A 26,797-nucleotide genomic window follows, 5' to 3' on the forward strand; every position below is an offset into this window, starting at 1 on the left:
TGCTTGGATCGATGGCAAGGCCGCTCAACAGGCGGGTGTGTCTTTCATCGAGTATCGTTCCAAGGTGGAAGAGTTCCAGAAGCGAGGCATCCTGACTCTGGGCAGATTGGATGCGATTGAACAATTAATTGGATATTTGTAATAAATAACGGAATCCGCAGAACATTCATGTTATTGGTGGACTTATTGTGGGTAGTTGGTATATAGTAAGGAGAGGGAATAAATAATCCTTTACGCGAAAGACCCGCTAACATACGGCTGGGGCTTTTTTATTTTGTCAAGGTCATTGGGGCGTTTTTAACACGAGATCGAAAAATGGAAGAGGGATGCACATGTATTATTCTCGAAAAAGATCGCTTGAAGATGTACCGGAGGAAATAACTGCGATCTGGGCTTGTTCGGATGAGAATTGCAAGGGCTGGATGCGAGATAATTTCGCTTTTTCCATCGTTCCTAAATGTTCCCAATGTCAATCCGAGATGGTCAAAAGCGAGCGAATGCTGGCTGCGGTCGTGAACACAAGTCCTAACCAGCTCAAACGATAAAAGTATTAGATGAAATCTCCCTAATTTGCATAACAAAAGCGACCTCGACAGGTCGCTTTTTTAACGATTCAGAATGATTAACTTCGCTGATTGTTCATCGTCTCGGCAAACGCACGGCGTCAAAGGACGCCGTTAGACGTTTATCCTTGCGTACACAATTATCGGATAACGCCGCAAGCGATGCGATCACCGGAATTGCCAGCAGGATCGGTTTTCATATCATCAGCTTTATCGTGGATCACCAAGGCTGTGCCGCCTTCCTTCAGCAGCGAGTTCGGTTTGCCTTTCTCCAACGTGACGAGAGGATCGAAAAACTCCGCTTTTCCCGTTCCGTCTGCAGCGATAATCAGGTTTGGTAAGTCACCTGCGTGATAGCCATTTACATTGTTGAACCCATGCTGCTTTCCTCCAGGATTCAAGTGGCTGCCAGCCGTTGTGAACTTAGGCGCTTCGCATTTGCCGGTCTCATGAAAGTGAATACCATGGGTGCCGGGTGTAAGGTTGGCAACTTCCACATTAATTTGTACCCCGTGGATCAATGGTGTCAAGCGGGCTGTCCCTGTTTTGGAACCGGCAGCATTGATAATGTCGATGGATACTTCTTGGCCTGCTGGTGTTTCTGCTAACGATGTGGTTGTTGCTTTGGCACGGCCGCAGCCTGTCAGCGCAGACGATAGCGCTAATATGATCACCGCGCCAATGACTATTTGTTTCATGAATGTACCTCCTTGTTGAACATTTTCTGCTCTATTATTTACATAGAGCGGATATTCTAACCAGGATACTACATTATTCTCCGCCTAGTATCTCCAACAAACCAACCGGAAGGGTGAACTTCTGGTTATTAATGTTAATGCTTCTCAGCTCACCCTCGAGATCCTCTTGCTGTAAATCTTTTATAGTTTGAACCTCGTGCATCAATCGCTCCATTTGATGATCCAACGCATTAGCCGTGGCAGCTGCTTCCTTAATTTCTTCGAGCAGTCGCTGAGGTACGGATTTATTGTATTTGTAAAAGATTTTATGTTCCAGGCTTGCCCAAAAATCCATGGCTATTGTGCGGATTTGAATTTCCACACATACAGATTCGACCCGATCGGACAAGAATACGGGGACTTCAATTAATAAATGCAGGCTTTTATAACCATTTGGCTTGGGATGCTTGATGTAATCCTTTACTTGAAGGATCTTCAAATCACTTTGGTTCTGTAGCATCTCACTAACTCGATAAATATCGGATAGGAAGGAGCAGATGATTCGTAAGCCTGCGATATCTTGGACAAACTCCGGGATGGACTCGAACGAGAAATTTCCGGTTTTCCGATGCAGCTTTCTCATAATGCTCTCAGGGGTTTTCAATCGCGCATTGGTATGCTCAATCGGACTGTAATCGTGAAGGGACTGGAACTCTTCCTTTAAAATCTCGATTTTCGTCTCCATTTCATCCAAAGCAAATTTATACTTTAGCATGAAGCGGGTCAATTGTTTACGTATCTGTTTTAATTGATCAAGTTGTTGAGTGTTCATTTGAATTTCCTTTCTGGTTGGCAAACTCCACGACATTGTAGGATTGTATGTGATACTTGTTATTATACATAATATTGTTCCGCAAAAAAAACCGCTCAGCCCAAGGCTCAGCGGGTAATTGTTTTTGGTACCCGCTTGCGCAGGTACCTCATGGGAGAGGAGAAACCGGACGAAGAGCTTATGGGGAAACGTAAGTCTTCTCCGCGGTTGTCTACGACACTTTCATGTCGATAGCTTCATTTTGGACGCAAGCGCAGTAATTTATACATAGGGTTGTAAAAATTTTGTGATCCATTTCGAGAATGTGATACTATAGCAGCAGGAATGAGCAATCAAGAGCGAGGGATTAAAGCGTGAGAGTCATATCAGGCACAGCCAAAGGCAGAACACTCAAGGCGGTTCCAGGTACGGGGACGCGGCCGACGACGGACAAAGTGAAAGAAGCCATCTTCAGCATGATTGGCCCTTACTTCGAGGGAGGCGTCGTGTTAGATTTGTTCGCAGGCACGGGCGGCCTCGGAATTGAAGCGTTAAGCCGGGGGATGGAACGGGCCGTATTCGTAGACGGAGATAAGCGGAGTATTGAGATCATTGAGCATAATCTGAATGTGACTCGCCTGGACAGTCAGGCAGAAGTATACCGCAATGATGCGCTCCGGGCACTGAAAGCGATGGGCAAACGGGGGATTCGCTTCCGCCTCGTCTTTCTGGACCCTCCATATAAGCTGAGAACGATCGAATCGCTAGTGACTACGATGCAGGAGTTGAACCTCGTGGAGCGTGATGTTTCGATTGTCGTAGAGCATGAAAGCACATACGATTGCGCTGATCGGATTGGGCAGGCGGTTCTCATAAGAAGGGTTCAATACGGGGATACGTTCGTTTCAATCTATACGCTAGAAGAGGAATCGAGTACAGAAGGAGAGGATGTCAATGAGTCAGCTCAAGCATGACTATACGATTGCGGTGTGCCCCGGAAGCTTCGATCCGGTTACGAATGGGCATCTGGACATTATTAGCCGGGCGGCCGACATATTCGACAAAGTGATCGTTGCGGTAGCCAGCAATAGCCAGAAGCAACCCTTGTTCTCCGCCGCAGAACGCAAGCAGCTGTTGACTAATGTGACGAACCATCTGCCTAATGTGGAGATTGACAGCATATCCGACGATCTCTTGATTACTTATGCGACGAACAAGAAAGCGAATGTAATTGTAAAAGGGCTTCGAGCTGTATCCGACTTCGAGTATGAGATGCAAATGGCTGCCATCAATCATAAGCTGAACGAGAAGATCGAGACGTTCTTCATGATGACGAATCCGAAATTTTCCTATTTAAGCTCCAGTATCGTGAAGGAAATTGCGAAGTACAACGGACCTGTGACCGACTTGGTACCTGACGCGGTGGCAGAAGCATTATTGGAAAAATTTACCAAAGACAATAAGTAGTTGGCGTTGCCAAGCGTTCACCGCAGTCGGCTTCGAATGAAGCCAACAAGGGCGGATACAACAGTTAACAATACGAGCAGCATGGCCAATTGTTCTATTCGTCCGGGTACTGCTTGCCAGGCCGTAATCGCTTCTGTAGCGGTTTCGGATACAGTTGTTGCCGTTGTAGTAAAAGGACCTATGTCAAGGAAACTGGGCTCGATACGAGGCATCAGCAGCTGCAGAGGCTTCCACAACAGGAACGTGAGGATGAAGGCGATGGTGCCATGTAGGAGTCGGTGCAGCAGGAAGGGCAAGTAACGCAGATCCGTCTGGCGGACGATGGATTGCACTTGCAGATGCTGGGATATGCCGCTCCATCCAAGTGCGAATCCAATGAAGGCTGCTTTCCACACTATCGCCGACGCTGCAATCGGAATTTGGCTGAACGAATAAGTACCCAGATGAAGCTCTAGGACTGCGGGCAACCAGTCGGGAGTACTGGGGCTGCGAAATCCAACTAGTTGCATAATGGAATGCATGAATCCGTTGAATGTAGGTGAAACGAGCGATAGCTGCAAGGCATGCAGCATGACCGAGAACATCATTATGCAGCCGCCAATGAGCAGCAATGTCTGAATGGAATTCGATACGGCATCTCCCAGCAACTTGCCGAAGCTGCGTCCGTCTTGTAGACGTGCGTCGTGCATCTCTTGAACAAATCGGATCCAAATGGATACAGATCGTTTGCCTTTTGGGGCATAGCCGACCTGCTTTTGCGTTGGTTCATGCTGCTGCGTGGGTATAGGGCGATCGTGATGAAGGAAGCGCATGAGTAAAGCGGTGCAAAGTGCAGCAATATAGTGTACAATGGCGATCATCGTTCCAATCCCGGGAAGGTGCAGGAATCCAGCGCCGACGACGCTTAGCATGAGAAAAGGGCTGCTCATATGGGACAGGGCAAGCAGACGCTCACCCTGCGCTCGACTGATCGTACCAGCACTTCTCAGTTGTCCTGTAATTTGGGCGCCCGTCGGTCCTCCTGCAAGACTGCCCATCGCTACTGCCCAACCACTAGAACCGGGCAAACGGAAGAGGAGACGCATCAGAGGGTCAAGCAGCACGCCTGCACCCCGAATGAAGCCGAAGCCGCCGAGCAGCTCGGAGATGATCAGAAATGGCAACAGGGCAGGGAACACGATATTCCACCACAACGATAAACCATGCAGGGATGATTGAAATGCCCGATCGGGAAATAATAGGATACATAACACGAATAAAGCCGTAATAACAGCTAACAACACCGTATACGGGCGGCTTCGCGAATCCAGGATGCCGTTCAGCATAAGGTCATCTCCTCTTAGTGACAGGTGGTACAAGTTTACGCGGCGAATGAGGCATTTAGACCAAGCCTTATTCCTTGCACAGATTGAGACAGGAGGGTCATGCAGTGAGCGAAGGCAACGAAGATAGGGTGTATCGGTCTCCTGTTCTGAATAAGCGACATAAAGGGATCAACAAATTTTGGCTTGCATTCGGCATTACGTTTGTTGTCTTGTACTTTCTCTACTTCGTTCCAGTTCCTTATTACATCTATCAGCCTGGTACGGCGGAGAGTATTAAGCCGATGGTGCAGGTGGCGCAGGCAGATCCTGTGGAGAACGGGACGTTCATGCTGACGACCGTTAGCTTGATTCCGAAAGCGAATGTGTTAAGCTTCTTGCTAGCGCAGTGGAATGAGAATGCAGAAGTCCAGCGGAAGCGGGACGTGTTGAAGGGACAGACGGAGCAGCAGTTCATGCAACGTCAGGAAATCATCATGCTGGAATCCCAGAGCAGTGCGATTCAGGCGGCCTACACGAAAGCGAAAATTCCATTTCAAGTGAAAAGCGTTGGTGCGTATATTACAGAGACGAAGAAAGGCCTTCCAGCGTCAGCCGTGCTGAAGCCGGGCGATACGATCGTGAGAGTGGACGGGAAGGCTGCTGAAGGGATCAAGGCGCTGCAAACGGCGCTGGCTAACAAGACCATTGGCGATACGGTGGAGATTACAGTGAAGCGGGGGAAGGAAGAACTGAGTTTCCCAATCGTACTGGCCGATGTATCGGCTGCTGCTGCACCTGAAACGCCAACACCAAGTTCGAGCGTCGGTAACACACCTGCACCTGCGCCAAAAGCAGGAATTGGCGTCACGACTGCAGACTTGCGGGCCGTCGTTCCCGAACAGTCAGAGAAGAAGGTACAGATTCAAGCTGGGGAAATCGGAGGACCATCCGCAGGGTTAATGTTCGCTCTGGAAATATACAATCAGCTTACGCCCGGGGACTTGTCCAAAGGGTATCGAATTGCAGGTACGGGTACGATTGACCCGACAGGAAATGTATGCTCGATTGGTGGGATTCAACACAAGATCGTTGCAGCAGATAAGGAAGGGACGGATCTATTCTTCGCCCCTAAGGATAGGAAAGCGGGTGAATGCGGGTTGGCTGGTGATGTACCGAATGCAACGGATGCGACGAAAAAAGCAGGAAACATCCACTCCCGTATGAAGGTCGTTTCGGTTGGCTCATTGGAGGATGCCTTGAACTATTTGGCTGGGCTTCCTGTGAAACCCTCTTGACGAAATCTCATCTGTTAGACGAAAAAGACAAGCTTTAGGTTGACAAAACAGGGCGATCCCCGATATAATAATCTTTGTTTGTTTGGAGTGAGCGTATATGATTCTTAGTTTCCGTGAATTGCGAGCCAAGAACAGTCGAGTGGATATGACGGAACAAGTCGAGATGCCTTATCTTGCGACAGGTCGCCAAGATATCGTCAAGGCCGAACCGTTGCAAGTAACGCTTCATGCCGCTGCCGCTGCGGAAATCATCGAAGTGGCGGGAACGTTAACATTGCCTGTCGAATTTGTCTGCTCACGCTGCTTGACGCAGTATTGCCAATCGCTGAAGCTGCCCTTTCGTGAATTGTTCGCTGAAGAAGCCGGAATGGTGGACGAGGACGATGAGCATATGCATCTCGCTGTCGAAGACCGGGTAGACTTGATGCCTTTCATCGAGGAAACGGTGCAATTGGGGCTTCCGTATGTGCCGCTTTGCCAGGAAGAATGCAAGGGACTTGACCCGGAGACGGGCGTGAACCTGAACATCTATCCTGCTAAACCGGCGGCGGACCGAATCGATCCCCGTCTGGAAGTGCTTGCCCAATTTTTTGAAAAACAGAAGAAATAGTAGATTTTTTTAAGGAGGTGGGAATCATGGCAGTTCCTTTTAGAAAAATATCCAAAACCCGCCGCGACAAGCGCCGCACGCACTTTAAGCTGGTAGTACCGGGTATGGTGAAATGCGACAACTGCGGTGAACTTAAGTTGGCTCACCGTGTTTGCAAAGTTTGCGGTACTTACAAAGGTAGAGAAATCGTAAAACAATAACAAACACGATACAGAAGAGTACCTCATCCTTGGTGAGGTACTTTTTTGTTTGCGGAATTGCCGGATTGGGCTTTCCTTTTGGCAGGGAATTATATATACTAATTTAGTACCTGGTAACAAAGGTTGCTGCTACATATTTTTAACAGAGGGGGCGGCTGTCATCGAACGGATGCCGAAGCGTCAACGCCAACAGCAATTGGCTCGAGAAATCGAAGACAATCCTTTCGTAACCGATGAGGAGCTTACCCGCAAGTTCAAGGTTAGTATACAAACGATCCGATTGGATCGTCTTGAGCTTGGCATACCAGAATTGCGCGAACGTATGAAGTTGATGGCAGAGCGATCGTATGATCAGGTTCAGTCAATGCCATTGCATGAAGTAATCGGAGATATAATCGATCTTCAGCTGGATAAGAGCGGAATCTCCATATTCGAAATCCGCGAGGAGCATGTATTCTCCAGAACCCAGATCGCGCGAGGCCACCATATTTTCTCTCAAGCCAATTCCTTAGCCATAGCGGTCATCAATAATGAGAAAGCATTGACGGCGTCTGCCGATATCCGCTTCATCCGACCGGTCCGGTTGTCCGAGAAGTGCATAGCCAAGGCTTATGTGCGATCAATCTCCGGGCAACGAGGGAAAGCTAAAGTGGAAGTATTCACGTATGTAGGGGAAGAGATGGTATTTCAGGGTAACTTCTTGATCTATCGCTTCGCCAAAGAAAATATGGAAGAGGGAGAGTGATCGCATGCGAATTGCTATTGACGCCATGGGTGGCGATCACGCCCCGCAAGCCGTAGTAGACGGAGCGCTAGCAGCGGCTGCGGAATGGGCGGATACGCACATTGTGTTGGTCGGGGATCAAGCCCGGCTTGAAGCGGCGTTCGGGTCCAGGGCGATACCGGCGAATATTACCCTGCATCATGCACCGGATGCGATCGCACCTGACGAAGAACCGGTTAAGGCTGTACGGCGTAAAAAAGAAGCTTCAATGGTTGTAGCGGGTCGACTTGTTCGTGAGAAAGCGGCGGATGCTATGATTTCAGCAGGTAACACCGGCGCATTGATGACCACTGGACTATTGATCGTCGGGCGTATCCCGGGCATTGATCGTCCGGCGCTTGCTCCGATGATTCCGACTATGGACGGTAAGGGCGTATTGGCGCTTGATCTAGGCGCGAATATGGATGCAACGCCGGAAAACTTGTTGCAGTACGCTATTATGGGAAGCGTGTACCGCAATAAGGTACATGGCGTATCGAAACCCCGCGTCGGTCTGCTCAACGTAGGGACCGAGGCGATGAAGGGCAATGAATTAACGAAGCTCGCATTTCCGCTATTGGAACAAGCGCCGATTCATTTCGTCGGCAATGTGGAAGCTAGAGATGTACTCAATGCCGAGTGCGACGTGCTGGTGTGCGACGGATTCGTTGGGAATATTTTATTGAAGGCGTTGGAAGGGACCGCGGGGGCCATATTCTCCACCTTGAAGGTAGAGTTCACCCGAACGTTCCTATCCAAGCTGGCAGCGGCTGTTCTGAAGCCGGGGCTGTCCAAATTCAAGAAGAAGCTCGATTATACCGAACACGGAGGCGCTCCTCTGCTCGGTATTAACGGGCTAGTGCTTAAGAGTCATGGTTCTTCGGACGCCAACGCGTTCAAGAATGCGGTGAGACAAGCGAGAATTGCAGTTAGCAATCATTTGGTTCAAGAAATTAGTGAGGAAATTAGCGGGAAGCGAGATGGACTATCATGATAGGTAAGCCGGTTGGCGTCTGGGGGACGGGGATGTACGTCCCGGAACGCATTCTGGGTAATGCGGAATTGGAACGAATGGTCGACACGAACGACGAATGGATCGTCTCTCGCACGGGAATTCGAGAGCGCAGAATCGCTTCCTCTGAGGAAGCTTCCTCGGATTTGGCTTTTCATGCGTCAAAAGAGGCGTTGCGCAATGCAGGCATTACAGCGGAGGAACTGGACCTTATTATTGTAGCGACGGTTACCCCGGATATGGCGTTCCCCTCAACGTCTTGTATTCTTCAAGAGAAGTTGGGTGCGAAGAAGGCGGCGGCATTCGACTTGTCTGCTGCTTGTTCAGGATTCATCTATGGTCTCGCCAATGCGGCTAACTTCATCGCGACCGGGATTTATAAGCATGTTCTAGTCGTTGGTGCGGAATGCTTGTCCAAGATAACCGACTACACGGATCGCAATACGTGCATCTTGTTCGGGGACGGTGCTGGGGCTGTCGTGCTTGGTCCGGTTGCGGAAGGTCGTGGATTCCGATCTTTCGAACTCGGTGCCGATGGTACAGGCGGTACGCTCTTGAATGCAAGTGGCGGTGGCTCACGCAACCCGATTAGCCAGGAAGTGCTCGACAACAAGAGTCAGTACATCTTCATGGCCGGCAAGGAAGTATTCAAGTTCGCCGTCAAGATTATGGGAAGTGCAGCCGAAGAAGCGCTTCGCAAGGCAGGCGTGGACAAAACCGACATCGATTTGCTCGTTCCGCATCAGGCGAATTACCGGATTATCCAGTCTTCCCTGGAACGATTGAATTTGCCGGAAGACAAATGCATGATTAATTTGAATAAATACGGTAACATGTCAGCCGCTTCGATCCCGGTTGCGCTTGCAGAAGCGAACCGTGAAGGTCGCATGAAGGAAGGCGATACGCTGTTACTTGTTGGTTTTGGCGGGGGCTTGACCTGGGGAGCAACTGTCTTGGTTTGGTAAGGAAGGAGAGTGGATTTAGTGGGTAAAATCGCCTTTGTATTTCCCGGTCAGGGCGCGCAAGCGGTTGGCATGGGGCATGATGTTTATGAGAAGCATACGGAAGCGAAACAAGTGTTCGATCGCGCAGATGAGGTGCTTGGATTCTCGTTGTCCGCAACCATCTTCCAAGGTCCTGAATCGGAATTGAAAAAGACTGTACACACGCAGCCTGCCCTGCTTACTACAAGTGTAGCGCTATACGAGACGTTCCGACGTTGCGGGGTTGCTCCAGACTATGTAGCCGGGCACAGCCTGGGTGAATACAGTGCGCTCGTTGTTGCCGGCGTGTTGACTCTTGAAGATGCTGTTCGCACCGTTCGTTCTAGAGGCGAGTTCATGGAGCAGGCTGTACCTGGAGGTACGGGGGCAATGGCCGCCGTGCTAGGAGCGGAGCGGGCCGAGCTAGACCGCTTGTGCCGGGATGTGTCTGCTGCCGGAACGCCAGTCGAGATGGCTAATGTGAACTGCCCTGGACAGATTGTCGTCTCGGGTTCTGCGGCAGGCGTGCAAGCCGTAGTGGAGCGTGGGAAGGAAGCGGGTGCCAAGCGCGTAATTCCTCTTGAGGTGAGCGGACCCTTCCACTCCTCGCTCATGAAACCAGCGGCTGATCGATTGTCCGAAGTGCTAGATGGTATCTTGTTGAAGGAAGCGACTGTTCCTGTCGTGGCGAATGTAACAGCAAGGCCTGTAACGAGCGCCTCCGATGTACGCCGCTTACTTGTCGAGCAAGTGTGTGCTCCAGTACTATGGGAGGACAGCATTGTGTGGCTCATCGAGCAAGGAGTCGATACATTTGTTGAGATCGGATCAGGCAGTGTTCTGACGGGTCTCATTAAGAAAATCGACAAAACGGTGCGCATCTATACGATTAACAGTGACGAGGCCATCGAACGGTTTGCCGCTGAGTTCGAATCGTAAGGAGGGATATGGAGATGAGTAGTTTGAATCAACCTCTACAAGGAAAGACTGCACTTGTGACCGGTGCATCCCGAGGAATCGGTCGAGCCATCGCGATCGCTCTTGCGGAAGCAGGGGCCGATGTGGCTGTCAACTACGCGGGCAGCGAGAAGGCAGCTGAGGAAGTTGTCGCACGAATAGAAGCGCTAGGACGACGTGCCTTCAAGGTACAGGCGGACGTTTCCTCGTCCGCGCAAGCGGAAGACATGGTCAAGCAAGTGCTTGATCGGTTCGAACGGCTGGACATCTTGGTCAACAATGCTGGCATTACGCGCGATAACTTGATTATGCGCATGAAAGAAGAAGAGTTTGACCAAGTTATTAATACGAACCTGAAGGGCGTGTTCAACTGCATCAAAGCAGTTACACGTCCGATGATGAAGCAACGTTTCGGCCGCATCATTAATATTTCTTCCGTCGTTGGCGTGCTTGGCAATGCTGGGCAAGCGAACTATGTCGCCGCTAAGGCGGGTGTTATCGGGCTTACGAAAGCAACCGCTAGGGAGCTTGCCTCGCGTAACGTGACCGTGAATGCGGTAGCGCCAGGTTATATTGAGACTGATATGACCGACAAGCTGTCTCAGGAAATGCAGCAGCAGCTGTTGCAGCAAATCCCGCTTAGCCGTCTTGGACAGCCTGAGGACATAGCTAGAGTAGTACGGTTCTTGGCTTCCGATGATGCTATGTATATGACCGGTCAAACACTTCATGTGGACGGCGGCATGTACATGTAGAACACCCCACAAAGTGAAGATAAGCTTCGAAGTGTATTCCGACTACTTTGCGGGGGCCCCGGATCTTAGCCCCACAAAGTGGTGCATCTGGGATAGGAAGAATGACAGGTCTGGCATTTTACAAGCAATTCTCGTATAATATCGAAGAGGAGGTGAACCGGATGTCCGATGTTTTGGATCGAGTAAAGCGAATTGTCATTGATCGCCTTGGGGTTGAAGAGAGTGAAGTCACCCTCGAAGCATCTTTTAAAGATGATTTAGGTGCTGATTCTCTCGATGTTGTTGAGTTGGTAATGGAATTGGAAGATGAGTTTGATTTGGAAATTTCAGACGAAGATGCCGAGAAAATTACCTCTGTGGGAGAAGTTGTTAATTACATAAAGTCTCATACGTAGAGTATTTTCTAGAAGGAAATGCACTTCGGAAGCTAATTAATCCGTTTCGAACGAAACATGCTTCGAAGAGAACTTTAGTTAAAAGTCCCGTTGTTCTTAGAAGACGGGACTTCTCTCCTTTATGCCCAATGAGTCCGTATGGGCAATCATCCTTAGAATTGTTCGCTTGAAGATACATATGAATATGATCCGCACGGAATGCCGTGCGATGCACGATATAATCAGGTTTCCTGTTGAAGAGGTGGAAAAAGATGAAACGCAGAGTCGTGATCACGGGGATGGGAGTAATGACTTCTCTCGGCCATGATCTGAATACATTTTGGAACAATTTGATGGCCGGGAAATCCGGAGTATCTCTAGTGGAATCGTTTGATGTTAGCGAATACCCAACGCGGATCGCAGCGTCAATCAAGGATTTCAATCCCGACGATTACATCGATCGGAAAGAAAACCGCAAAATGGACCGATTCGTCCAATTCGCAGTCGTGTCGAGCAACTTGGCATTGAAGGATGCGAATTTGAATATCCAGACTGATATGGATCCAGAACGTGCCGGGGTGTCTGTAGGATCAGGTATTGGCGGGTTGGGCACGTGGGAAGACCAACATAATGTGCTTCTCGAGAAAGGACCGAAGCGGGTTAGCCCGTTCTTCATTCCGATGATGATAGCGAATATGGCGTCTGGACAAATCTCGATGCAAACGGGAGCCAAAGGTCCGAATAGTACGGCCGTCACGGCCTGTGCGACAGGTACGCATTCCATAGGGGATTCCTATAAGCTTATCGAACGCGGTGACGCGGATGTGATGATCTGCGGAGGTGCTGAAGCTACGATTCGTCCTACGGGGATGGCCGGTTTCTGCGCACTGCGTGCGATGTCCACCCGTAATGAGGAGCCCGAGAAAGCCAGCCGTCCGTTTGACACTGGTCGGGACGGTTTCGTCATGGGCGAAGGGTCCGGTATTCTCATCCTGGAAGAACTCGAACACGCCATCAACCGTGGGGTGCGCATCTATGCTGAAGTAATCGGGTACGGGATGAGCGGCGATGCCTATCATATGACGGACCCGGATCCGCAAGGAGCCGCTCGTTGCATGGTGAAAGCGCTGAAAGATGCAGGAATATCTCCTGATGAAGTAGATTATATTAATGCACATGGTACGTCTACGCCGGTCGGTGACCGTTCGGAGACGACGGCGATCAAATCTGCATTCGGCGAACATGCTTACAAGCTGGCAATCAGTTCAACGAAGTCGATGACAGGCCATTTACTTGGCGCAGCAGGCGGTGTCGAGGCCGTTATTGCCGGATTAACGATTGTCAATTCGCGTATTGCACCGACGATCAATCTGGACGACCAAGATCCGGAATGTGATCTGGATTATGTGCCGAATGTACCCCGAGATGCAGACGTTCGGATTGCGATGTCGAATTCGTTCGGATTCGGCGGCCACAATGCTACAATTATATTGAAACGATACGAAGCATAAACATTCCTCGGATGTCGGAACCTAGAAGGAACAAGAGTAGGCGGTGAACTGGTTGAAAGATCTGCAGCAGCTCCATACGACCTTAGGTATTCAATTCCGCAAACCGCAGCTATTGCAGCAAGCATTCACCCATTCCTCCTACGTCAACGAGCAGCGTTCCTTGCATCTGGAGGATAACGAGCGTCTGGAATATTTGGGAGACGCCGTACTGGAACTGAGTGTGTCGGAATTTTTGTTCCGCACATATCCGTCCCATACGGAGGGTGAGTTGACCAAGATTCGGGCTTCTATTGTATGTGAGCCTTCTTTGATGGCATTTGCCGAGCAGTTGGATTTCGGTTCCTACATGTTCCTGGGAAAAGGTGAAGAGCTGACCGGAGGCAGAACACGGCCAGCGATGCTGGCTGATGTCTTCGAAGCGTTCATTGGCGCTTTGTACTTGGACCAGGGACTGGGAGCTGTTCGCCAGTTTTTGCAGCGGCATGTGTTCCATACCTTACTAGACGAGGCTAAGCTTCAGGTGATGGATTTCAAGACGCAGCTCCAGGAATTCACACAGCATCATGGAATGGGTGTCTTGGAATACAGAATTATTGACGAGCGCGGCCCTGCACATGAGCGTCAGTTCGTTTCGGAAGTTTACATGGAAGGCGCTGTATTGGGCCAAGGTATAGGCCGTTCCAAGAAGGAAGCCGAGCAGCAAGCAGCTGCCCAAGCACTTGTCTCGCTTAACGTAGCACAGCAATAAGCCTGTATAGATTCACCGCCACCCGAAGAGCAGACGCCGTTCTGCTCTTTTGATCTGTAAAGATCAAGTTCTCGGAGCAAGCGTCAGCCATGCACCTGGGATTCACCTTGTAGGTTCGACATCACGTTGTGTAGTGGAATATGGTATAATTAGGGGTAAAGGGTTCGGTTAAGTTTGGAGGTTCAACGATGTATTTAAAACGTTTGGAGCTGGCGGGATTCAAGTCGTTCGCCGATAAAACCGAGCTGGAATTCGTGCAAGGCATCACAGCGGTTGTAGGGCCTAACGGGAGCGGGAAGAGCAACATCTCTGACTCGATTCGTTGGGTATTAGGCGAGCAAAGCGCGAGGTCGCTGCGCGGCGGCAAGATGGAAGATATAATATTCGCTGGAAGCGACAGTCGGAAGGCTGTCAATTATGGTGAAGTTTCACTCACACTGGATAATGCAGATGAAACGCTATCACTCGATTTCAACGAAGTTACGGTTACACGCCGTATTCATCGCAGTGGTGATAGTGAGTATTTTATTAATAAGCAGGCTTGCCGATTGAAAGATATTACCGAGCTGTTCATGGATACCGGAATCGGGAAAGAGGCGTACTCGATCATCGGACAAGGCCGTATTGAGGAAATTCTGAGTACGCGTTCGGAAGACCGCAGAGGGATTTTCGAAGAAGCGTCCGGTATCGTGAAATACAAGTCTAGGAAGAAAGAAGCAGAGAAGAAGCTTGCCGAAACCGAGAACAATCTGCTGCGTATTCACGATCTGGTATCGGAACTGGAAGATCAGCTTGAACCGCTTCGCAACCAGTCGGAGAAAGCGATCTTGTACAAGCAGTTGAAGGAGCAGCTCAAGTCCGGGGAAGTATCGATGTATGTCCACCAGATTGAGACCATTCACCGAACTTGGACCGAGGAGAGTAGCAAGCTGAAGGATTTGCAGAAGCAGGAGCTGGAGCTGGCTGCTATCGTTAGTCTGCATGATGCTCAATTGGAGAAGGATCGACTCTCTATCCGGAAGTTAGAGGAAGAGATCGAGCTGCTGCATGAAACGATTCTGCGACTAAGTGAAGAATACGAGAAGTGTGAAGGGCAAGGCGAGGTACTGAAGGAAAGAAACAGCAATTTGACTCGCAATCGGACTCAGCTGGAGCATACGACCGAACAGCAAAGGCAGCGGATCGCTGAGAAGCAAACCGAGAATGCAGCCTACCGGGACAAGCAAACCGTCTTAGCCCAACAATTAACTGAACTTACGGATACTTTATCGGCCGAGGAAGATCGATTGCTTGGCGTAGCTGGAGGAGTTAGCAGCGAGGCTGAGGAGCGTCTGAAGGCGGAGTTGCTCGACACGCTGAATCAGATGGCGCAATATCGCAATGAAATCCGCTTTGCTGATCAACATATGGAATCACTTAGCCGCCGAATGGATCGGATGGGTGAAGATGAGGCCAAATGGACGGCGCAGCTGGCCGCATTAATGGAGCGACGACAAGCTCTTGAACAACGAGAGCAAGCGCTTGCTAAGCAGTTGGACGAAAGCCGTGATCAGTACGTAACGTTGAGCCAAGAGTTGAAGTCGAAGCAGGACCTGCTTAGTGAGATGCAAGGTATGGTCCGCAAGTGGGAACAGAAGATCGATGCGCTCGTCTCCCGACGTGATACGATGCGGGAAATGCAGAATGATTACGATGGTTTTGCGCATGGCGTTCGGGAAGTGCTGAAAGCGAAAAACCGTTCGGACGGGCTAAGAGGTATTCATGGCGCGATAGCGGAATTGCTTCATGTTCCAGCCGATGTGGAATTAGCTATTGAGACGGCACTCGGCGGGGCAATGCAAAATATAGTAGTTGAGAATGAGGCTTTGGGCCGGGAAGCGATAGCATTCCTGAAGCGCAAGCAGCTTGGACGTGCTACATTCTTACCGCTCGACGTCATTCGTGGCAGATCGATTCCAGATCACGATCGGACAAGCATTGGACAGTTGGAAGGCTATGTCGGTATTGCTGTTGAACTAATCCGCTTCGATGATCCGTATCGCAACATTATGAGCAGTCTTCTTGGCAGCGTCATCATTGCGAAGTCACTTGAGGATGCGAACCGAATCGCAGCACGCTGCCAATATCGGTACAGAGTCGTTACGCTGGAAGGAGACGTCGTTAATCCGGGTGGATCGATGACTGGGGGAAGTCTGCAGAAGAAGACTACGAGTCTGCTTGGCCGTCAACGTCAAATCGAAGAGCTGGATCGTGAGATCCAGACTTCCGAGACACAGCTGCTGCAATTACGTGGGAAGTACGATCAGCTGCGTAAGGACATTGCCGAAGGCGGGAACACGCTGGAAGTGTTGCGTGAACAAGGCGAGAAGCAGCGAATCGAGGACCAGCAAGTACGTTCCGAGCTGAGCGGTCTTCAATCCGAACTTAAAAATGCGGAAGACCACGTAGCACTGTATACGCAGGATCGCGGCTCTTTATCGGGTGAACAGAAGGAGCACACGCAGAAGCGCGAGCAATCTGCTGAGAAGCTGGAATATACCGAGCGGCAGGAGATCGTGTTGCAACAAGCTATACGGGAGGCAGAATTAGCCCGCAAGGCTAAGGAATTCGCTAAGGAAGAGCTGCAATCGCAACTTACTACGTTGAAGGTAAATGTAGCTTCGAAGGCACAGGAGAAACAATCATTAGATGGGCAACTGGCCCGTTTCGAAGAAGATCTACTGACATTGCAGCGTGAATGTAGTGTGAATGAACGGATGCTTGTTCAGATGGACGAGGATATAGAAGCGAACGAGTTGCAAAGCGTCCAGCAGATCGAGCAGCTCAACGAGTTGAGATTGAAGAAGCAGAAAGCGACGGAGCAGATTGAGTTCAAGCGTGCCGAGCGAGCTCGCGGCCTCCAGCATCTGGAGCAGGAGGAGAATAAGACTAGAGAGCAGCGCATTCAGCTGAAGCAGGTCGAGGATTCCATACGCCAAACCGATATCCGGGTGAACCGACTGGATGTGGAATTGGAGAATCTGCTTAAGAAGCTTGCCGAAGATTATGAAATGAGCTTCGAGCTGGCTAAGGAACGGTATCCGATTCCGGAAGACATTGTTGGGACCCAGAATCAGGTCCGGGACTTAAAACGACATATCTCTTCGCTGGGCGATGTGAACTTAGGAGCAATCGAGGAGTTCCAGCGCGTAAGTGAGCGTTATGAATTTCTGGCAGGACAGAAACGGGATTTGATTGAAGCCAAGACTACGTTATATCAAGTCATCCGTGAGATGGACGAGGAGATGTCGAAGCGGTTCCGTGTGACGTTCGATGCGATCCGTGAGCAGTTCGGCATTGTATTCGCCAAGTTGTTCGGCGGAGGCCGTGCGGATTTGATATTGTCCGAACCGTCCCAACTGCTGGATACAGGTATCGAGATCGTTGCCCAACCTCCGGGCAAGAAGCTGCAAAACTTACAGTTGCTATCGGGAGGAGAGAGGGCGCTGACCGCAATGGCACTTCTATTCTCCATCCTGCGTGTGAAGCCTGTTCCCTTCTGCGTCCTTGATGAGGTCGAAGCTGCGTTGGATGAAGCGAATGTAACCCGGTTTGCCGATTACTTGCGCGAGTTTTCCGATGATACGCAGTTTATTGTCGTCACGCATCGCAAGGGAACGATGGAAGCCGCTGATGTGCTGTACGGGGTTACGATGGAAGAAGGCGGCGTCTCCAAGCTCGTTTCTGTACGGCTTGAAGAAGACGATGCCATATCTGCTTAATAACAAAGTTGACGTATATATATTAGGTTTGGAGGATTACCCCGATGAGTTTTTTCAAAAAACTGCGTGACAGCATTTCCAGCAAAACCGAGGCGGTCACACAAAAGTTTAAGGATGGCTTAACGAAAACGCGGACTGCGTTTGTAGAGAAGGTAGAAGATTTACTCGTACGCCGTAAGAAGATCGATGAGGAATTTTACGAAGAGTTAGAAGAAATCTTGATCGGAGCCGACGTTGGTGTCAATACCGTAGTTAAGCTGATTGAGGAGCTGCGCACAGAAGTACGTAAGCGCAAGATTGAACAAGCAGCGGACCTGCAGCCGATTCTTTCGGAGAAGCTGGTGGGGCTGCTCCAGAACAGCCAGAATTCGGAGCTTCACTTAGCGTCAAGCGGCCCTACGGTCATCCTGTTCGTTGGTGTGAACGGAGTAGGTAAGACGACGACCATTGGCAAGCTTGCGCATCGGTATAAGCAACAAGGCAAGAACGTGCTTATGGCTGCTGGCGATACGTTCCGTGCTGCTGCTATTGACCAGTTGGAAGTATGGGGCAAGCGAGTCGGTGTCGAGGTGATCAAGCAACAGCCTGGTTCAGATCCCGCTGCTGTCATGTTCGATGCGATTCAGGCGGCTAAGACTCGAGGCGTTGACATCTTGCTTTGCGATACGGCTGGCCGCTTGCAGAACAAGTCCAACTTGATGGATGAGTTGAACAAAATATACAGAGTCATCGGTAGGGAAATTCCCGATGCTCCACACGAGGTTCTGCTCGTAATTGACGCTACGACGGGACAGAATGCGCTCAGCCAGGCCAAGCTGTTCGGTGAGAAGACCGGTGTAACAGGTCTCGTGTTAACCAAGCTTGATAGTACGGCCAAGGGCGGCATTGTCATCGCCATCCGACAAGAGCTGGATTTGCCTGTTAAGCTGGTCGGTCTTGGTGAGAAGATGGACGATCTGCAGGATTTCGATTCCGACCAGTTCGTACACGCTCTATTTGGTGGCCTGATTTCCGAGGCGGAAGAGGATTAAGCGTTTATACCAAATGGACTTTCGACTCGTCGGAAGTCTCTTCGGCGTGCTACAGATAAGATACATCCGGTAATTGGACCTGTCAATGAAGTTTACTTGACAATAGTCAACGAGTCCGTTATTATTGTCTAAGTCAGTGTTGTAAAGTGTTTTCCCTTGACAGAAGGAGTGAACACCATGATGCCTGAACAGCAACTGGATAAGACGAATCGGATCAACTTGCTATTTGATTTCTATGGGCAACTCTTGACCGATAAGCAACGAACTTTTCTTTCTCTGTATTTCCACGAAGATTTCTCACTTGGTGAGATCGCGGCTGATTTCGATATTAGCCGTCAGGCGGTATATGAACATATCAAACGCGCAGAAGTTACGCTGGATGAACTGGAGCACAAGCTACAGCTTCTTGCGAAGCATGAGGAGCGCGGGAGAATTGTTCAACTGATTGAGCAGAAGCTCGTTGGAACCGCACATGAAGGAAACCAGGATTTGATCAACATGGTCCAACAATTGTACAATATAGATTGAATGATAGAGTTACATTCCGAACTGGAATTGGGGTGTTACAATGGCGTTTGAAGGGTTATCGACTCGGCTGCAAAATGTGTTTAGTAAATTGCGCAGCAAAGGCAAGCTAACGGAAGATGATGTGACCGAGGCGTTAAGAGAAGTTCGCCTTGCCCTGCTCGAAGCGGACGTCAACTTCAAGGTGGTCAAGGAATTCGTGGCCAAGGTGAAGGAGAAGGCGATTGGACAGGACGTGCTGAAGAGCTTCACGCCTGGCATGATCGTCATCGACATCGTGAACAAGGAAATGACCGCTCTCATGGGCGGGACTCAGAGCAAGCTGGCTAGAGCGAACAAGCCGCCGACTGTCATTATGATGGTGGGGCTGCAAGGGGCGGGGAAGACGACCTCCTCAGGCAAGCTGGCTAAGCTGCTGCAGAAGCAGAACCACCGGCCGTTGCTCGTAGCGGCAGACATTTATCGCCCGGCTGCCATTAAGCAGCTGCAGGTACTAGGCGAACAGATCAAAGTGCCTGTCTTCTCGCTAGGCGATCAGACAAGCCCAGTAGAGATTGCACGTGCAGGTCTTGAGCATGCCAGGGAACACGGACATGATTATTTGATTATCGATACCGCCGGTCGACTTCACATCGATGAGCAGCTCATGGAAGAGCTGAGCAACATTCAGAAGATCACACAGCCGGATGAGATCTTGCTCGTAGTCGATGCCATGACAGGGCAGGAATCAGCGAATGTGGCACAAAGCTTCAATGAACAGCTACAACTGACAGGTGTCATTCTGACAAAGCTGGACAGCGATACACGTGGTGGTGCGGCTTTGTCGGTCAAGGCCGTGACGGGTTGTCCGATCAAGTTCGCTACGTTAGGTGAGAAGATCGACGCGCTTGAACCCTTCTACCCAGATCGAATGGCTTCCCGGATTCTCGGAATGGGTGATATGCTGTCACTGATCGAGAAGGCGCAGACGAATATCGATGCGGAGAAAGCCGCTGAGATGGAACGCAAGATGCGTACGGCGGAGTTCACGTTCGAGGATTTCCTGGAGCAGATGGAACAGGTCAAGAAGATGGGGCCGATCGATCAAATTCTCGATATGCTGCCTGGTGCGAACAAGATGAAGGGCTTGAAGGACGTTAAAGTCGATGATAAGCAGATGGGACGCGTAGTCGCCATTGTGAAGTCGATGACCAAAGAAGAGAAGCGCAAGCCGGAGTTGCTTAACGCAAGCAGGCGCAAGCGGATCGCCTCGGGAAGCGGCACGACCCTTCAAGACGTCAACCGGCTCATTAAGCAGTTCGACGATATGCGCAAGATGATGAAGCAATTCTCGTCCATGATGGGTCCGAAAGGCCCCAAGGGCGGAATGAAAGGCAAGCTCGGCATGGGTAAGGGTGGTAAAGGCTTCAAGTTCCCGTTCGGTTAAATTATCTGAAGAAGCTTCGGCAGTATCTACTTCACTTTGTGGGGCTAGAACTTGGGGTCCCCGAAAAGTATTTGGCATACACTACAACGCTTTGCTCCACTTTTTGGGGAATTTTAATAAAGGAGGTGAATCATTCATGGCAGTTCGTATTCGTTTGAAACGTATTGGTGCTCACAAATCACCATTTTATCGTGTGGTTGTATCGGATTCCCGTTCCCCGCGCGACGGTCGTTTTATTGAGGAAATCGGCACTTATAACCCGGTTGTATCTCCGGCAGTAGTGTCCCTTGACGAAGAAAAAGCGTTGAAATGGTTGCAAAACGGCGCACAAGCTTCAGACACCGTTCGTAACTTGTTCAGCAAAGCCGGCATCATGACGAAATTTCACGAGAGCAAATTACAGAAGTAATATGCCCAATCGGAGGTAATCATCATGAAGGACCTTATCACAGTGTTGGCTAAGGCTTTGGTGGATCATCCCGATGATGTGATCGTGAATGTAGTAGAGGAGAAGGACGAAACGATTTACCGACTGTCCGTGCACTCGTCTGACGTGGGCAAGGTCATCGGCAAGCAGGGACGTATCGCGAAGGCGCTGCGTACCGTCGTCACCTCGGCTGCAGTGAAAGAACCGAAGCGGGTCACCGTAGAAATTGTTTCCTGATGCATCAGGGCAGGATCTAGGAATAACGATCCTTCGGAACAGGCAAACTTCACAGAAGAAGGGTTAGGAGCATGCATCATGAGCCTAACCCTTTTTTTCAATCAGGCATGCAGATAGCTCCGGCCAAGCACTAGGAGGACAAGCAATGAACATAAAAAGGTATAATGTAGGCAAGGTAGCCAACACCCACGGCATTAAGGGCGAATTGAAAATCATTCCGCTCACCGATTTCCCGGAGGAACGGTTCGTCAAAGGCAGCCAGTTAACTTTAATCGATCAGTCGGATAAGGAAAGTATTCAGGTTGTTGTGGAATCCGCGAGATTACATAAGAATACTTACATCGTCAAGCTAACGGCCTACGACAATATCAATGAAGTCGAGAAGTACAAAGGCTGGATGCTCAAGATTGAGCAGGAACAGCTGGCCGATCTGGATGAGGACGAATACTACTATCACGAGATTGTGGGCTGCAGCGTCGCAAGTGATGATGGAGAAGAGCTTGGCACCGTATCGGAAATATTGGCACCTGGAGCTAACCATGTCTGGGTTGTCGACCGCCCAAATGGTAAGCCATTGCTGCTGCCGGTCATTGACGATGTAGTGCTTAATGTAGATATCGAAAGCAAACGGATTACGGTTCATCTGATGGAAGGCTTGGTCTAGATGAGAATCGATGTATTGACGCTGTTTCCTGAAATGTTCGATGCTGTGTTCCAGGCAAGCATTTTGGGAAAAGCGCGTGAGAAAGGAATCGTCGCTCTAAATGCAGTTAACTTCAGGGATTATTCCGGTAACAAACACAACACAGTAGACGATTACCCATACGGAGGCGGCGGAGGCATGGTGCTGAAGCCGGATCCGATTTTTCGCGCTGTCGAAGCATTGGCCCCGGAGCCAGATGCACCCAAGCCAAGAGTCATTCTGCTATGTCCTCAAGGCGAACGCTTCACGCAACGCAAGGCGGAAGAATTGGCAAGCGAGTCGCATCTGGTGTTCATATGCGGACATTATGAAGGCTACGATGAACGAATCCGCGAGCACTTGGTGACGGACGAGCTGTCGATTGGTGATTACGTCCTGACTGGAGGGGAAATCCCTTCAATGGCGATCATAGACAGCGTAGTGCGCCTCTTACCAGGGGTTCTGGGCAATGAGACGTCGGCCGTCACCGATTCCTTCAGCACAGGGTTGCTGGAATATCCGCATTACACGCGCCCCGCTGAATTCCGTGGTTGGACAGTGCCCGAGGTGCTGATCTCCGGACATCACGTCAATATCGAGAAATGGCGCAGACAACAGTCGCTTGAACGGACATGGCGTAGACGTCCCGATTTGTTGGAGTCGATGGAACTGACCACAGAGGACCGCGCAATGCTGAAGAAGCTCGAACAGATCAACAATGCGGAGTGAGATCGTCCAGCAATTGCCATCGGTTATTTTGGATAATAAGCTTTTGCTTGTAATTGCCTATCCGTTGTGGTAAAATTTTTTCTGTTGTAGTTTTGATGAAACCGGTGGTCCGCTGCTCGTGATGACGGGGTGAACAGATTCACTCCATGAATGCGTACGAACACCTGAGTGGAAGGAGGAAGTCATATGAATCTTGTTCAAGTTATTACTCAAGAACAACTCCGCAAAGATCTTCCAAGCTTTCGTCCCGGCGATACTTTGAAAGTGCACGTAAAAGTTATCGAGGGATCCCGTGAGCGTGTTCAGATTTTTGAAGGTGTTGTCATCTCCCGTCGTGGAGGCGGCATCAGCGAAACGTTTACAGTACGTAAAGTATCTTACGGCGTAGGTGTTGAGAGAACATTCCCGTTGCACACACCGAAGATCGATAAAATCGAGGTAGCCCGCAAAGGTAAAGTTCGTCGTGCCAAGTTGTACTACTTGCGCGGCCTGCGAGGCAAAGCAGCCAGAATCAAAGAAATTCGATAAGAAAACGGGAGGGGGCTTGTATACAAGTCTCCTTTTGTGTCATATGGAGTTCGAATAAGAGCCGAATAATCACCGAAACGACCGTTACAAAAAGGGATGGTGGCTAGATGGATAACGAGGCTAATAAACCGCGTCAAGATTCGGACGAGCTTCGTGATAAGAAGTCTGAAGAGCAATTAGATTCCACTCAGACTGAGCAGCGAAGCGGAGAAGGTCCGGATGTAGACCGTGGCAATATAGGTAAGGAGCCCGGCGTGACAGCAGAGGAGTCTGAACAGCTGCATGCTGGGAACCTTGCGTTGGATCAGTCACAAATACATAAGAAGCCTGGTGCCAAAAACGAAGCATGGGAATGGGCAAAGGCGCTCTTGATTGCACTTGCACTCGTGTTTGTCATCCGTTGGTTCATCTTCGCACCATTCATTGTTGATGGTCAATCGATGGAGCCTAACTTTGACAATGGGGAACGGATCATCGTGAACAAAATATTGTATTCCATCCGCGAGCCCAAACGGGGCGAAGTGCTCGTCTTCCATGCGCCTGCCGGAAAAGATTACATTAAACGCGTGATTGCACTTCCGGGTGAAACCGTGAAAGTGCAGGGCGATCAAGTATACGTGAACGGTCAATTGCTGGACGAGCCTTATCTGAAGGAAGCGATGGATAAAGCTCATCAAGCGGGGAAAAATTACAACAACACCAGCTATCCCGAAACGAAAGTGCCGGAAGGTACGATCTTCGTCATGGGAGATAATCGTTCGAACAGCTCAGACAGCCGGCGGGCAGAAGTAGGACCGGTACCGTTCGAGAAAGTGGTCGGCCGTGCCGATATCATCTTCTGGCCAGCATCGAAAATACAGTGGATTCATTAAGTAACAACGGGTTGCAAGCTGAATAGGAGGAACTCATGACCATTCATTGGTTTCCGGGGCATATGACCCGGGCGAAACGGCAAATTCAGGATAAATTAAAGTTGATCGATATTGCCATTGAGCTGCTGGATGCGCGAATTCCTATATCGAGCCGAAATCCGATGATTGACGAGATTTTGATGCAGAAGCCCAGACTGGTTGTCCTGAACAAGTCGGATCTTGCCGATCCGATCGTAACGAAGGAATGGGTGCAATATTTTGCGGATCGGGGCATTGCGGCACTGCCCATCGATGCTTCCACGGGCTACCAGGTGAAGGAAATACCGGAACGAGCCAAAGTAGTGCTCAAGGAGAAGATCGATGCGCAAATCCGTAAAGGTATGAATCCGCGCGCCATCCGTGCTCTGATCGTCGGTATTCCGAATGTGGGGAAGTCAACGTTGATCAACCGGATGGCTGGACGCCATATCGCCGCTACAGGGGACAAGCCTGGGGTGACGAAAGGCCAACAATGGATCAAGACGGGCGGGGGCATGGAATTGCTCGATACGCCTGGGATACTATGGCCCAAGTTCGAGGATCAGGATGTCGGCTATCGGTTGGCGATGATTGGTTCGATAAAGGATCAATTGCTTGGTCTGGAAGATGTAGCGTTTTATACGATTCGTTACATGCTCAAGGAATACGCGGATGATTTGAAACTCCGGTATGATCTGGATTCGGTTCCGGTATTCGGGCCGGAGTTGGAGAATGACGCGGTTATTGATGTGATGGAGCAAATCGGACGAAGGCGCGGTTGTCTTCAGAGCGGTGGCAGCGTGAATTTGGAAAAAGCGTCAATGGTTATATTGCGGGATTTACGTGGAGGCAAGCTAGGGAGAATCAGCCTGGAGCGTCCACATTCAAATGGACTGTAGCAGGAAGCACCTGATCCGAGTCGATAACGTTTACGAACCGCCAAACACAGGTGGGACGTGGTTATGGCGCTGGATGGGCGCTTTTTTTCATGATATGGGGAGACAAGACGTTTCCATTACCCGTACAATAGAGAGAGAAACTTGCATAGATTGCTAGAGTCGAAGAGGAGAACCTACATATGCTAGAGTATGAACGCGACTTATGGGGAAGAGGGCTGCAGTTCATTGCTGGGATCGACGAGGTCGGTCGAGGTTGTTTGTTCGGGGATGTGGTAGCTGCTGCGGTTGTGCTGCCGCCTGGACTTGTTATTGAAGGAATTAACGATTCCAAGAAGCTGAGCGAGAAGCGACGGGAAGAGCTCTATAGCGTCATTATGGAAAGCGCAGTGGCCATAGGAGTCGGTCAAGTGGATGCATCCACTATCGATACAATTAATATTAAGCAGGCGGCGAGGCTTGCAATGAAGCAAGCACTGGAGCAAGTGATGGGCACGGTTACACCGGACTACTTACTGATTGATGCGGAGAAAGTAGACAGTGCCTTGCCCCAGCTAGCCGTCATTCATGGCGATGCGCTCAGCCAATCGATTGCGGCCGCTTCGATTATTGCCAAAGTGACACGGGATCGCATGTGTCAGCATTGGGATTCCGATTACCCGGAATATGGCATTGGAGTACATAAGGGGTATGCGACGAAGGTACATCGAGAATCGCTTACGCAATATGGGCCTAGTCCGCTGCACCGCCGTTCGTTCCTGAATAAAATACTAAATGTACAGCAGGAGCTGTTCTAGCATAACAATGAATCAATATTCACGGATTTGCTTTCGTCGATTAGATTCCTAGGATTAAGCTGTAGAAGATCGGACCAATAGCCGATACATAAATCAATAGAGTGAATGTCAGGCGGTATCCAGGTTGTACCCGTCTGCTTAAGGGGGGACGTCCATGAGCATGCAGATCGGACAAATGCTGCGCGGATTAATAGGAGATGTGCAGGTCGGAGATGCGAAATCGCTGGAGCTAAAGGTCGGCCAGATCGTCAAGGGAATGGTGCTACAAATGATCGCGGAGCAAGACGCGCTAGTCAATATTGGCGGTGTGCAAGTTCGAGCTAAGCTGGAAACTCCGTTGCAGCAGGGACAAGTTACGCTGCTTCAGGTGCAGTCGAACTCGAGCGGAGATCAATTGGTTCTCAAGCCGATTGCTTCTCCTGATTCAGCTATGACCGACGATGCTGTGACGACGATGCTGAAAGGGTTCGGGATGAAGGATCAACCGGCTGCCCGAGATATGATCAGGCTGATGCAACAGGCCGGTGTACCGATTAACCGAAGTTCTGTACAGCAAATGCAGGCGGTGATGGGGCAAATCCCTGCTTCGGTTAAGCCAGAGCAATGGGCGGAAGCTTCGGTTGTAGCTATGACGCGGAGCTTGCCTGTCACGGCAAGTACGGTCGGCGCGCTGCATCAAGTGATGTTCGGGCAACCGTTTCACGAGGAGCTGTCGCAGCTGTCGGCCCGGCTGAGCGAGGCGCTGCAGCCTGCGCGCGCAGCGGAGCTGCCGCCGGCCGCCCGCGAGGCCGCCGGCAAGCTGCTCGCGCTGCTCGGCGGCCTCGCCGACGGCGCGCGC

General features: G+C 50.3%; 29 protein-coding genes and 1 pseudogene. 27 read left to right on the top strand and 3 right to left on the bottom strand.

Translation table 11 applies throughout. The features are described from left to right. Positions 1 to 332 precede the first annotated feature (332 nt). The gene (locus AC1DWB_RS24570; protein ID WP_477543730.1) at positions 333 to 545 is read left to right on the top strand and encodes a cold-shock protein; all 213 of its coding nucleotides are present in this window, start codon (positions 333 to 335) and stop codon (positions 543 to 545) included. 158 nt (positions 546 to 703) lie between these two features. On the opposite strand, the gene AC1DWB_RS24575 is transcribed toward AC1DWB_RS24570, so the two are convergent. Further along, entirely contained in the window at positions 704 to 1,261 is a 558-nt protein-coding gene (locus AC1DWB_RS24575; protein WP_477543731.1) for a superoxide dismutase family protein, read from the bottom strand. A gap of 73 nt (positions 1,262 to 1,334) precedes the next feature. Then, positions 1,335 to 2,072: a GTP pyrophosphokinase gene (locus AC1DWB_RS24580; RefSeq protein WP_477543732.1), complete on the bottom strand. Its 738-nt coding sequence runs from the start codon at positions 2,070 to 2,072 to the stop codon at positions 1,335 to 1,337. A 353-nt stretch (positions 2,073 to 2,425) separates the two neighbouring features. On the opposite strand from AC1DWB_RS24580, the gene rsmD reads away from it, so the two are divergent. Both rsmD and coaD read left to right on the top strand, forming a co-directional pair. Then, positions 2,426 to 3,025 carry a 16S rRNA (guanine(966)-N(2))-methyltransferase RsmD gene (gene rsmD / locus AC1DWB_RS24585; RefSeq protein ID WP_477543733.1) on the top strand — a complete coding sequence of 200 codons (600 nt, stop codon included), beginning with the start codon at positions 2,426 to 2,428 and terminating at the stop codon, positions 3,023 to 3,025. Then, complete coding sequence (gene coaD, locus AC1DWB_RS24590) at positions 3,006 to 3,518, top strand: pantetheine-phosphate adenylyltransferase (RefSeq protein WP_477543734.1); 513 nt, start codon at positions 3,006 to 3,008, stop codon at positions 3,516 to 3,518. Before rsmD ends, coaD begins: the two co-directional genes overlap by 20 nt. A 17-nt stretch (positions 3,519 to 3,535) precedes the next feature. Here the strand turns inward: coaD and AC1DWB_RS24595 are convergent, their stop codons facing one another. Beyond that, a complete protein-coding gene (locus tag AC1DWB_RS24595) occupies positions 3,536 to 4,843 on the bottom strand; it encodes a nucleoside recognition domain-containing protein (RefSeq protein ID WP_477543735.1) in 1,308 nt (435 codons plus the stop codon). A 104-nt stretch (positions 4,844 to 4,947) separates the two neighbouring features. Between AC1DWB_RS24595 and AC1DWB_RS24600 the strand changes: the two genes are divergently transcribed. The 24 genes and pseudogenes from AC1DWB_RS24600 to AC1DWB_RS24715 all read left to right on the top strand — a co-directional run. Continuing rightward, on the top strand, positions 4,948 to 6,117 hold the full coding sequence (locus AC1DWB_RS24600; protein WP_477543736.1) for a YlbL family protein: 1,170 nt from the start codon (positions 4,948 to 4,950) through the stop codon (positions 6,115 to 6,117). Between the two features lie 97 nt (positions 6,118 to 6,214). Further along, positions 6,215 to 6,727, top strand: a complete 513-nt coding sequence (locus AC1DWB_RS24605; RefSeq protein ID WP_477543737.1) for a YceD family protein — start codon at positions 6,215 to 6,217, stop codon at positions 6,725 to 6,727. 26 nt (positions 6,728 to 6,753) lie between these two features. Continuing rightward, on the top strand, positions 6,754 to 6,927 hold the full coding sequence (rpmF, locus tag AC1DWB_RS24610; RefSeq protein WP_477543738.1) for a 50S ribosomal protein L32: 174 nt from the start codon (positions 6,754 to 6,756) through the stop codon (positions 6,925 to 6,927). Between the two features lie 169 nt (positions 6,928 to 7,096). After that, a complete protein-coding gene (gene fapR / locus AC1DWB_RS24615; RefSeq protein ID WP_477543739.1) occupies positions 7,097 to 7,672 on the top strand; it encodes a transcription factor FapR in 576 nt (191 codons plus the stop codon). A gap of 4 nt (positions 7,673 to 7,676) precedes the next feature. Further along, positions 7,677 to 8,684, top strand: a complete 1,008-nt coding sequence (plsX, locus tag AC1DWB_RS24620) for a phosphate acyltransferase PlsX (protein ID WP_477543740.1) — start codon at positions 7,677 to 7,679, stop codon at positions 8,682 to 8,684. After that, positions 8,681 to 9,667, top strand: coding sequence for a beta-ketoacyl-ACP synthase III (locus tag AC1DWB_RS24625; RefSeq protein ID WP_477543741.1), 987 nt, complete (start codon positions 8,681 to 8,683; stop codon positions 9,665 to 9,667). Before plsX ends, AC1DWB_RS24625 begins: the two co-directional genes overlap by 4 nt. Positions 9,668 to 9,685: 18 nt before the next feature. Beyond that, positions 9,686 to 10,624, top strand: a complete 939-nt coding sequence (gene fabD / locus AC1DWB_RS24630) for an ACP S-malonyltransferase (protein WP_477543742.1) — start codon at positions 9,686 to 9,688, stop codon at positions 10,622 to 10,624. A 14-nt stretch (positions 10,625 to 10,638) separates the two neighbouring features. Further along, the gene (gene fabG / locus AC1DWB_RS24635) at positions 10,639 to 11,397 is read left to right on the top strand and encodes a 3-oxoacyl-[acyl-carrier-protein] reductase (RefSeq protein WP_477543743.1); all 759 of its coding nucleotides are present in this window, start codon (positions 10,639 to 10,641) and stop codon (positions 11,395 to 11,397) included. Positions 11,398 to 11,558: 161 nt separating this feature from the next. Then, complete coding sequence (gene acpP / locus AC1DWB_RS24640) at positions 11,559 to 11,792, top strand: acyl carrier protein (protein ID WP_477543744.1); 234 nt, start codon at positions 11,559 to 11,561, stop codon at positions 11,790 to 11,792. A gap of 251 nt (positions 11,793 to 12,043) precedes the next feature. Continuing rightward, a complete protein-coding gene (fabF, locus tag AC1DWB_RS24645) occupies positions 12,044 to 13,282 on the top strand; it encodes a beta-ketoacyl-ACP synthase II (RefSeq protein ID WP_477543745.1) in 1,239 nt (412 codons plus the stop codon). Between the two features lie 52 nt (positions 13,283 to 13,334). Continuing rightward, on the top strand, positions 13,335 to 14,030 hold the full coding sequence (rnc, locus tag AC1DWB_RS24650) for a ribonuclease III (protein ID WP_477543756.1): 696 nt from the start codon (positions 13,335 to 13,337) through the stop codon (positions 14,028 to 14,030). Between the two features lie 188 nt (positions 14,031 to 14,218). Then, positions 14,219 to 17,791, top strand: a complete 3,573-nt coding sequence (gene smc, locus AC1DWB_RS24655; RefSeq protein ID WP_477543746.1) for a chromosome segregation protein SMC — start codon at positions 14,219 to 14,221, stop codon at positions 17,789 to 17,791. Between the two features lie 44 nt (positions 17,792 to 17,835). Further along, on the top strand, positions 17,836 to 18,822 hold the full coding sequence (ftsY, locus tag AC1DWB_RS24660) for a signal recognition particle-docking protein FtsY (RefSeq protein ID WP_477543747.1): 987 nt from the start codon (positions 17,836 to 17,838) through the stop codon (positions 18,820 to 18,822). A gap of 177 nt (positions 18,823 to 18,999) precedes the next feature. After that, positions 19,000 to 19,350 (top strand): putative DNA-binding protein, encoded by a 351-nt coding sequence (locus AC1DWB_RS24665; protein ID WP_477543748.1) that lies wholly within the window; start codon positions 19,000 to 19,002, stop codon positions 19,348 to 19,350. 40 nt (positions 19,351 to 19,390) lie between these two features. Beyond that, positions 19,391 to 20,773, top strand: coding sequence for a signal recognition particle protein (gene ffh, locus AC1DWB_RS24670; RefSeq protein WP_477543749.1), 1,383 nt, complete (start codon positions 19,391 to 19,393; stop codon positions 20,771 to 20,773). Positions 20,774 to 20,909: 136 nt separating this feature from the next. Further along, a complete protein-coding gene (rpsP, locus tag AC1DWB_RS24675; RefSeq protein ID WP_477543750.1) occupies positions 20,910 to 21,182 on the top strand; it encodes a 30S ribosomal protein S16 in 273 nt (90 codons plus the stop codon). 24 nt (positions 21,183 to 21,206) lie between these two features. Beyond that, the gene (locus AC1DWB_RS24680) at positions 21,207 to 21,437 is read left to right on the top strand and encodes a KH domain-containing protein (RefSeq protein WP_477543751.1); all 231 of its coding nucleotides are present in this window, start codon (positions 21,207 to 21,209) and stop codon (positions 21,435 to 21,437) included. A gap of 145 nt (positions 21,438 to 21,582) precedes the next feature. Further along, positions 21,583 to 22,101 carry a ribosome maturation factor RimM gene (gene rimM / locus AC1DWB_RS24685; protein ID WP_477543752.1) on the top strand — a complete coding sequence of 173 codons (519 nt, stop codon included), beginning with the start codon at positions 21,583 to 21,585 and terminating at the stop codon, positions 22,099 to 22,101. Beyond that, positions 22,102 to 22,848, top strand: coding sequence for a tRNA (guanosine(37)-N1)-methyltransferase TrmD (gene trmD / locus AC1DWB_RS24690; protein WP_477543753.1), 747 nt, complete (start codon positions 22,102 to 22,104; stop codon positions 22,846 to 22,848). A 186-nt stretch (positions 22,849 to 23,034) separates the two neighbouring features. Continuing rightward, the gene (rplS, locus tag AC1DWB_RS24695) at positions 23,035 to 23,376 is read left to right on the top strand and encodes a 50S ribosomal protein L19 (RefSeq protein WP_477543754.1); all 342 of its coding nucleotides are present in this window, start codon (positions 23,035 to 23,037) and stop codon (positions 23,374 to 23,376) included. A 299-nt stretch (positions 23,377 to 23,675) separates the two neighbouring features. Next, positions 23,676 to 24,248, top strand: a complete 573-nt coding sequence (lepB, locus tag AC1DWB_RS24700) for a signal peptidase I (protein WP_477543757.1) — start codon at positions 23,676 to 23,678, stop codon at positions 24,246 to 24,248. Positions 24,249 to 24,283: 35 nt separating this feature from the next. Beyond that, on the top strand, positions 24,284 to 25,165 hold the full coding sequence (gene ylqF / locus AC1DWB_RS24705) for a ribosome biogenesis GTPase YlqF (RefSeq protein WP_477543755.1): 882 nt from the start codon (positions 24,284 to 24,286) through the stop codon (positions 25,163 to 25,165). 149 nt (positions 25,166 to 25,314) lie between these two features. Continuing rightward, positions 25,315 to 25,959: a ribonuclease HII gene (locus AC1DWB_RS24710; RefSeq protein ID WP_477543758.1), complete on the top strand. Its 645-nt coding sequence runs from the start codon at positions 25,315 to 25,317 to the stop codon at positions 25,957 to 25,959. Between the two features lie 154 nt (positions 25,960 to 26,113). Beyond that, a pseudogene (locus AC1DWB_RS24715) lies at positions 26,114 to 26,797 on the top strand (hypothetical protein); the annotation flags it as partial.

The sequence above is a fragment of the Paenibacillus sp. P4_E11 genome (genome assembly GCF_056401635.1).

Bases quoted from the DNA above. Each gene is read 5' to 3' on its own strand.
- AC1DWB_RS24570 (WP_477543730.1), top strand. From the start codon at position 333: ATGTATTATTCTCGAAAAAGATCGCTTGAAGATGTACCGGAGGAAATA.
- AC1DWB_RS24575 (WP_477543731.1), bottom strand. From the start codon at position 1,261: ATGAAACAAATAGTCATTGGCGCGGTGATCATATTAGCGCTATCGTCT.
- AC1DWB_RS24580 (WP_477543732.1), bottom strand. From the start codon at position 2,072: ATGAACACTCAACAACTTGATCAATTAAAACAGATACGTAAACAATTG.
- coaD (WP_477543734.1), top strand. From the start codon at position 3,006: ATGAGTCAGCTCAAGCATGACTATACGATTGCGGTGTGCCCCGGAAGC.
- AC1DWB_RS24595 (WP_477543735.1), bottom strand. From the start codon at position 4,843: ATGCTGAACGGCATCCTGGATTCGCGAAGCCGCCCGTATACGGTGTTG.
- AC1DWB_RS24605 (WP_477543737.1), top strand. From the start codon at position 6,215: ATGATTCTTAGTTTCCGTGAATTGCGAGCCAAGAACAGTCGAGTGGAT.
- rpmF (WP_477543738.1), top strand. From the start codon at position 6,754: ATGGCAGTTCCTTTTAGAAAAATATCCAAAACCCGCCGCGACAAGCGC.
- fapR (WP_477543739.1), top strand. From the start codon at position 7,097: ATGCCGAAGCGTCAACGCCAACAGCAATTGGCTCGAGAAATCGAAGAC.
- plsX (WP_477543740.1), top strand. From the start codon at position 7,677: ATGCGAATTGCTATTGACGCCATGGGTGGCGATCACGCCCCGCAAGCC.
- AC1DWB_RS24625 (WP_477543741.1), top strand. From the start codon at position 8,681: ATGATAGGTAAGCCGGTTGGCGTCTGGGGGACGGGGATGTACGTCCCG.
- fabG (WP_477543743.1), top strand. From the start codon at position 10,639: ATGAGTAGTTTGAATCAACCTCTACAAGGAAAGACTGCACTTGTGACC.
- acpP (WP_477543744.1), top strand. From the start codon at position 11,559: ATGTCCGATGTTTTGGATCGAGTAAAGCGAATTGTCATTGATCGCCTT.
- fabF (WP_477543745.1), top strand. From the start codon at position 12,044: ATGAAACGCAGAGTCGTGATCACGGGGATGGGAGTAATGACTTCTCTC.
- smc (WP_477543746.1), top strand. From the start codon at position 14,219: ATGTATTTAAAACGTTTGGAGCTGGCGGGATTCAAGTCGTTCGCCGAT.
- ftsY (WP_477543747.1), top strand. From the start codon at position 17,836: ATGAGTTTTTTCAAAAAACTGCGTGACAGCATTTCCAGCAAAACCGAG.
- AC1DWB_RS24665 (WP_477543748.1), top strand. From the start codon at position 19,000: ATGATGCCTGAACAGCAACTGGATAAGACGAATCGGATCAACTTGCTA.
- ffh (WP_477543749.1), top strand. From the start codon at position 19,391: ATGGCGTTTGAAGGGTTATCGACTCGGCTGCAAAATGTGTTTAGTAAA.
- rpsP (WP_477543750.1), top strand. From the start codon at position 20,910: ATGGCAGTTCGTATTCGTTTGAAACGTATTGGTGCTCACAAATCACCA.
- AC1DWB_RS24680 (WP_477543751.1), top strand. From the start codon at position 21,207: ATGAAGGACCTTATCACAGTGTTGGCTAAGGCTTTGGTGGATCATCCC.
- rimM (WP_477543752.1), top strand. From the start codon at position 21,583: ATGAACATAAAAAGGTATAATGTAGGCAAGGTAGCCAACACCCACGGC.
- trmD (WP_477543753.1), top strand. From the start codon at position 22,102: ATGAGAATCGATGTATTGACGCTGTTTCCTGAAATGTTCGATGCTGTG.
- rplS (WP_477543754.1), top strand. From the start codon at position 23,035: ATGAATCTTGTTCAAGTTATTACTCAAGAACAACTCCGCAAAGATCTT.
- ylqF (WP_477543755.1), top strand. From the start codon at position 24,284: ATGACCATTCATTGGTTTCCGGGGCATATGACCCGGGCGAAACGGCAA.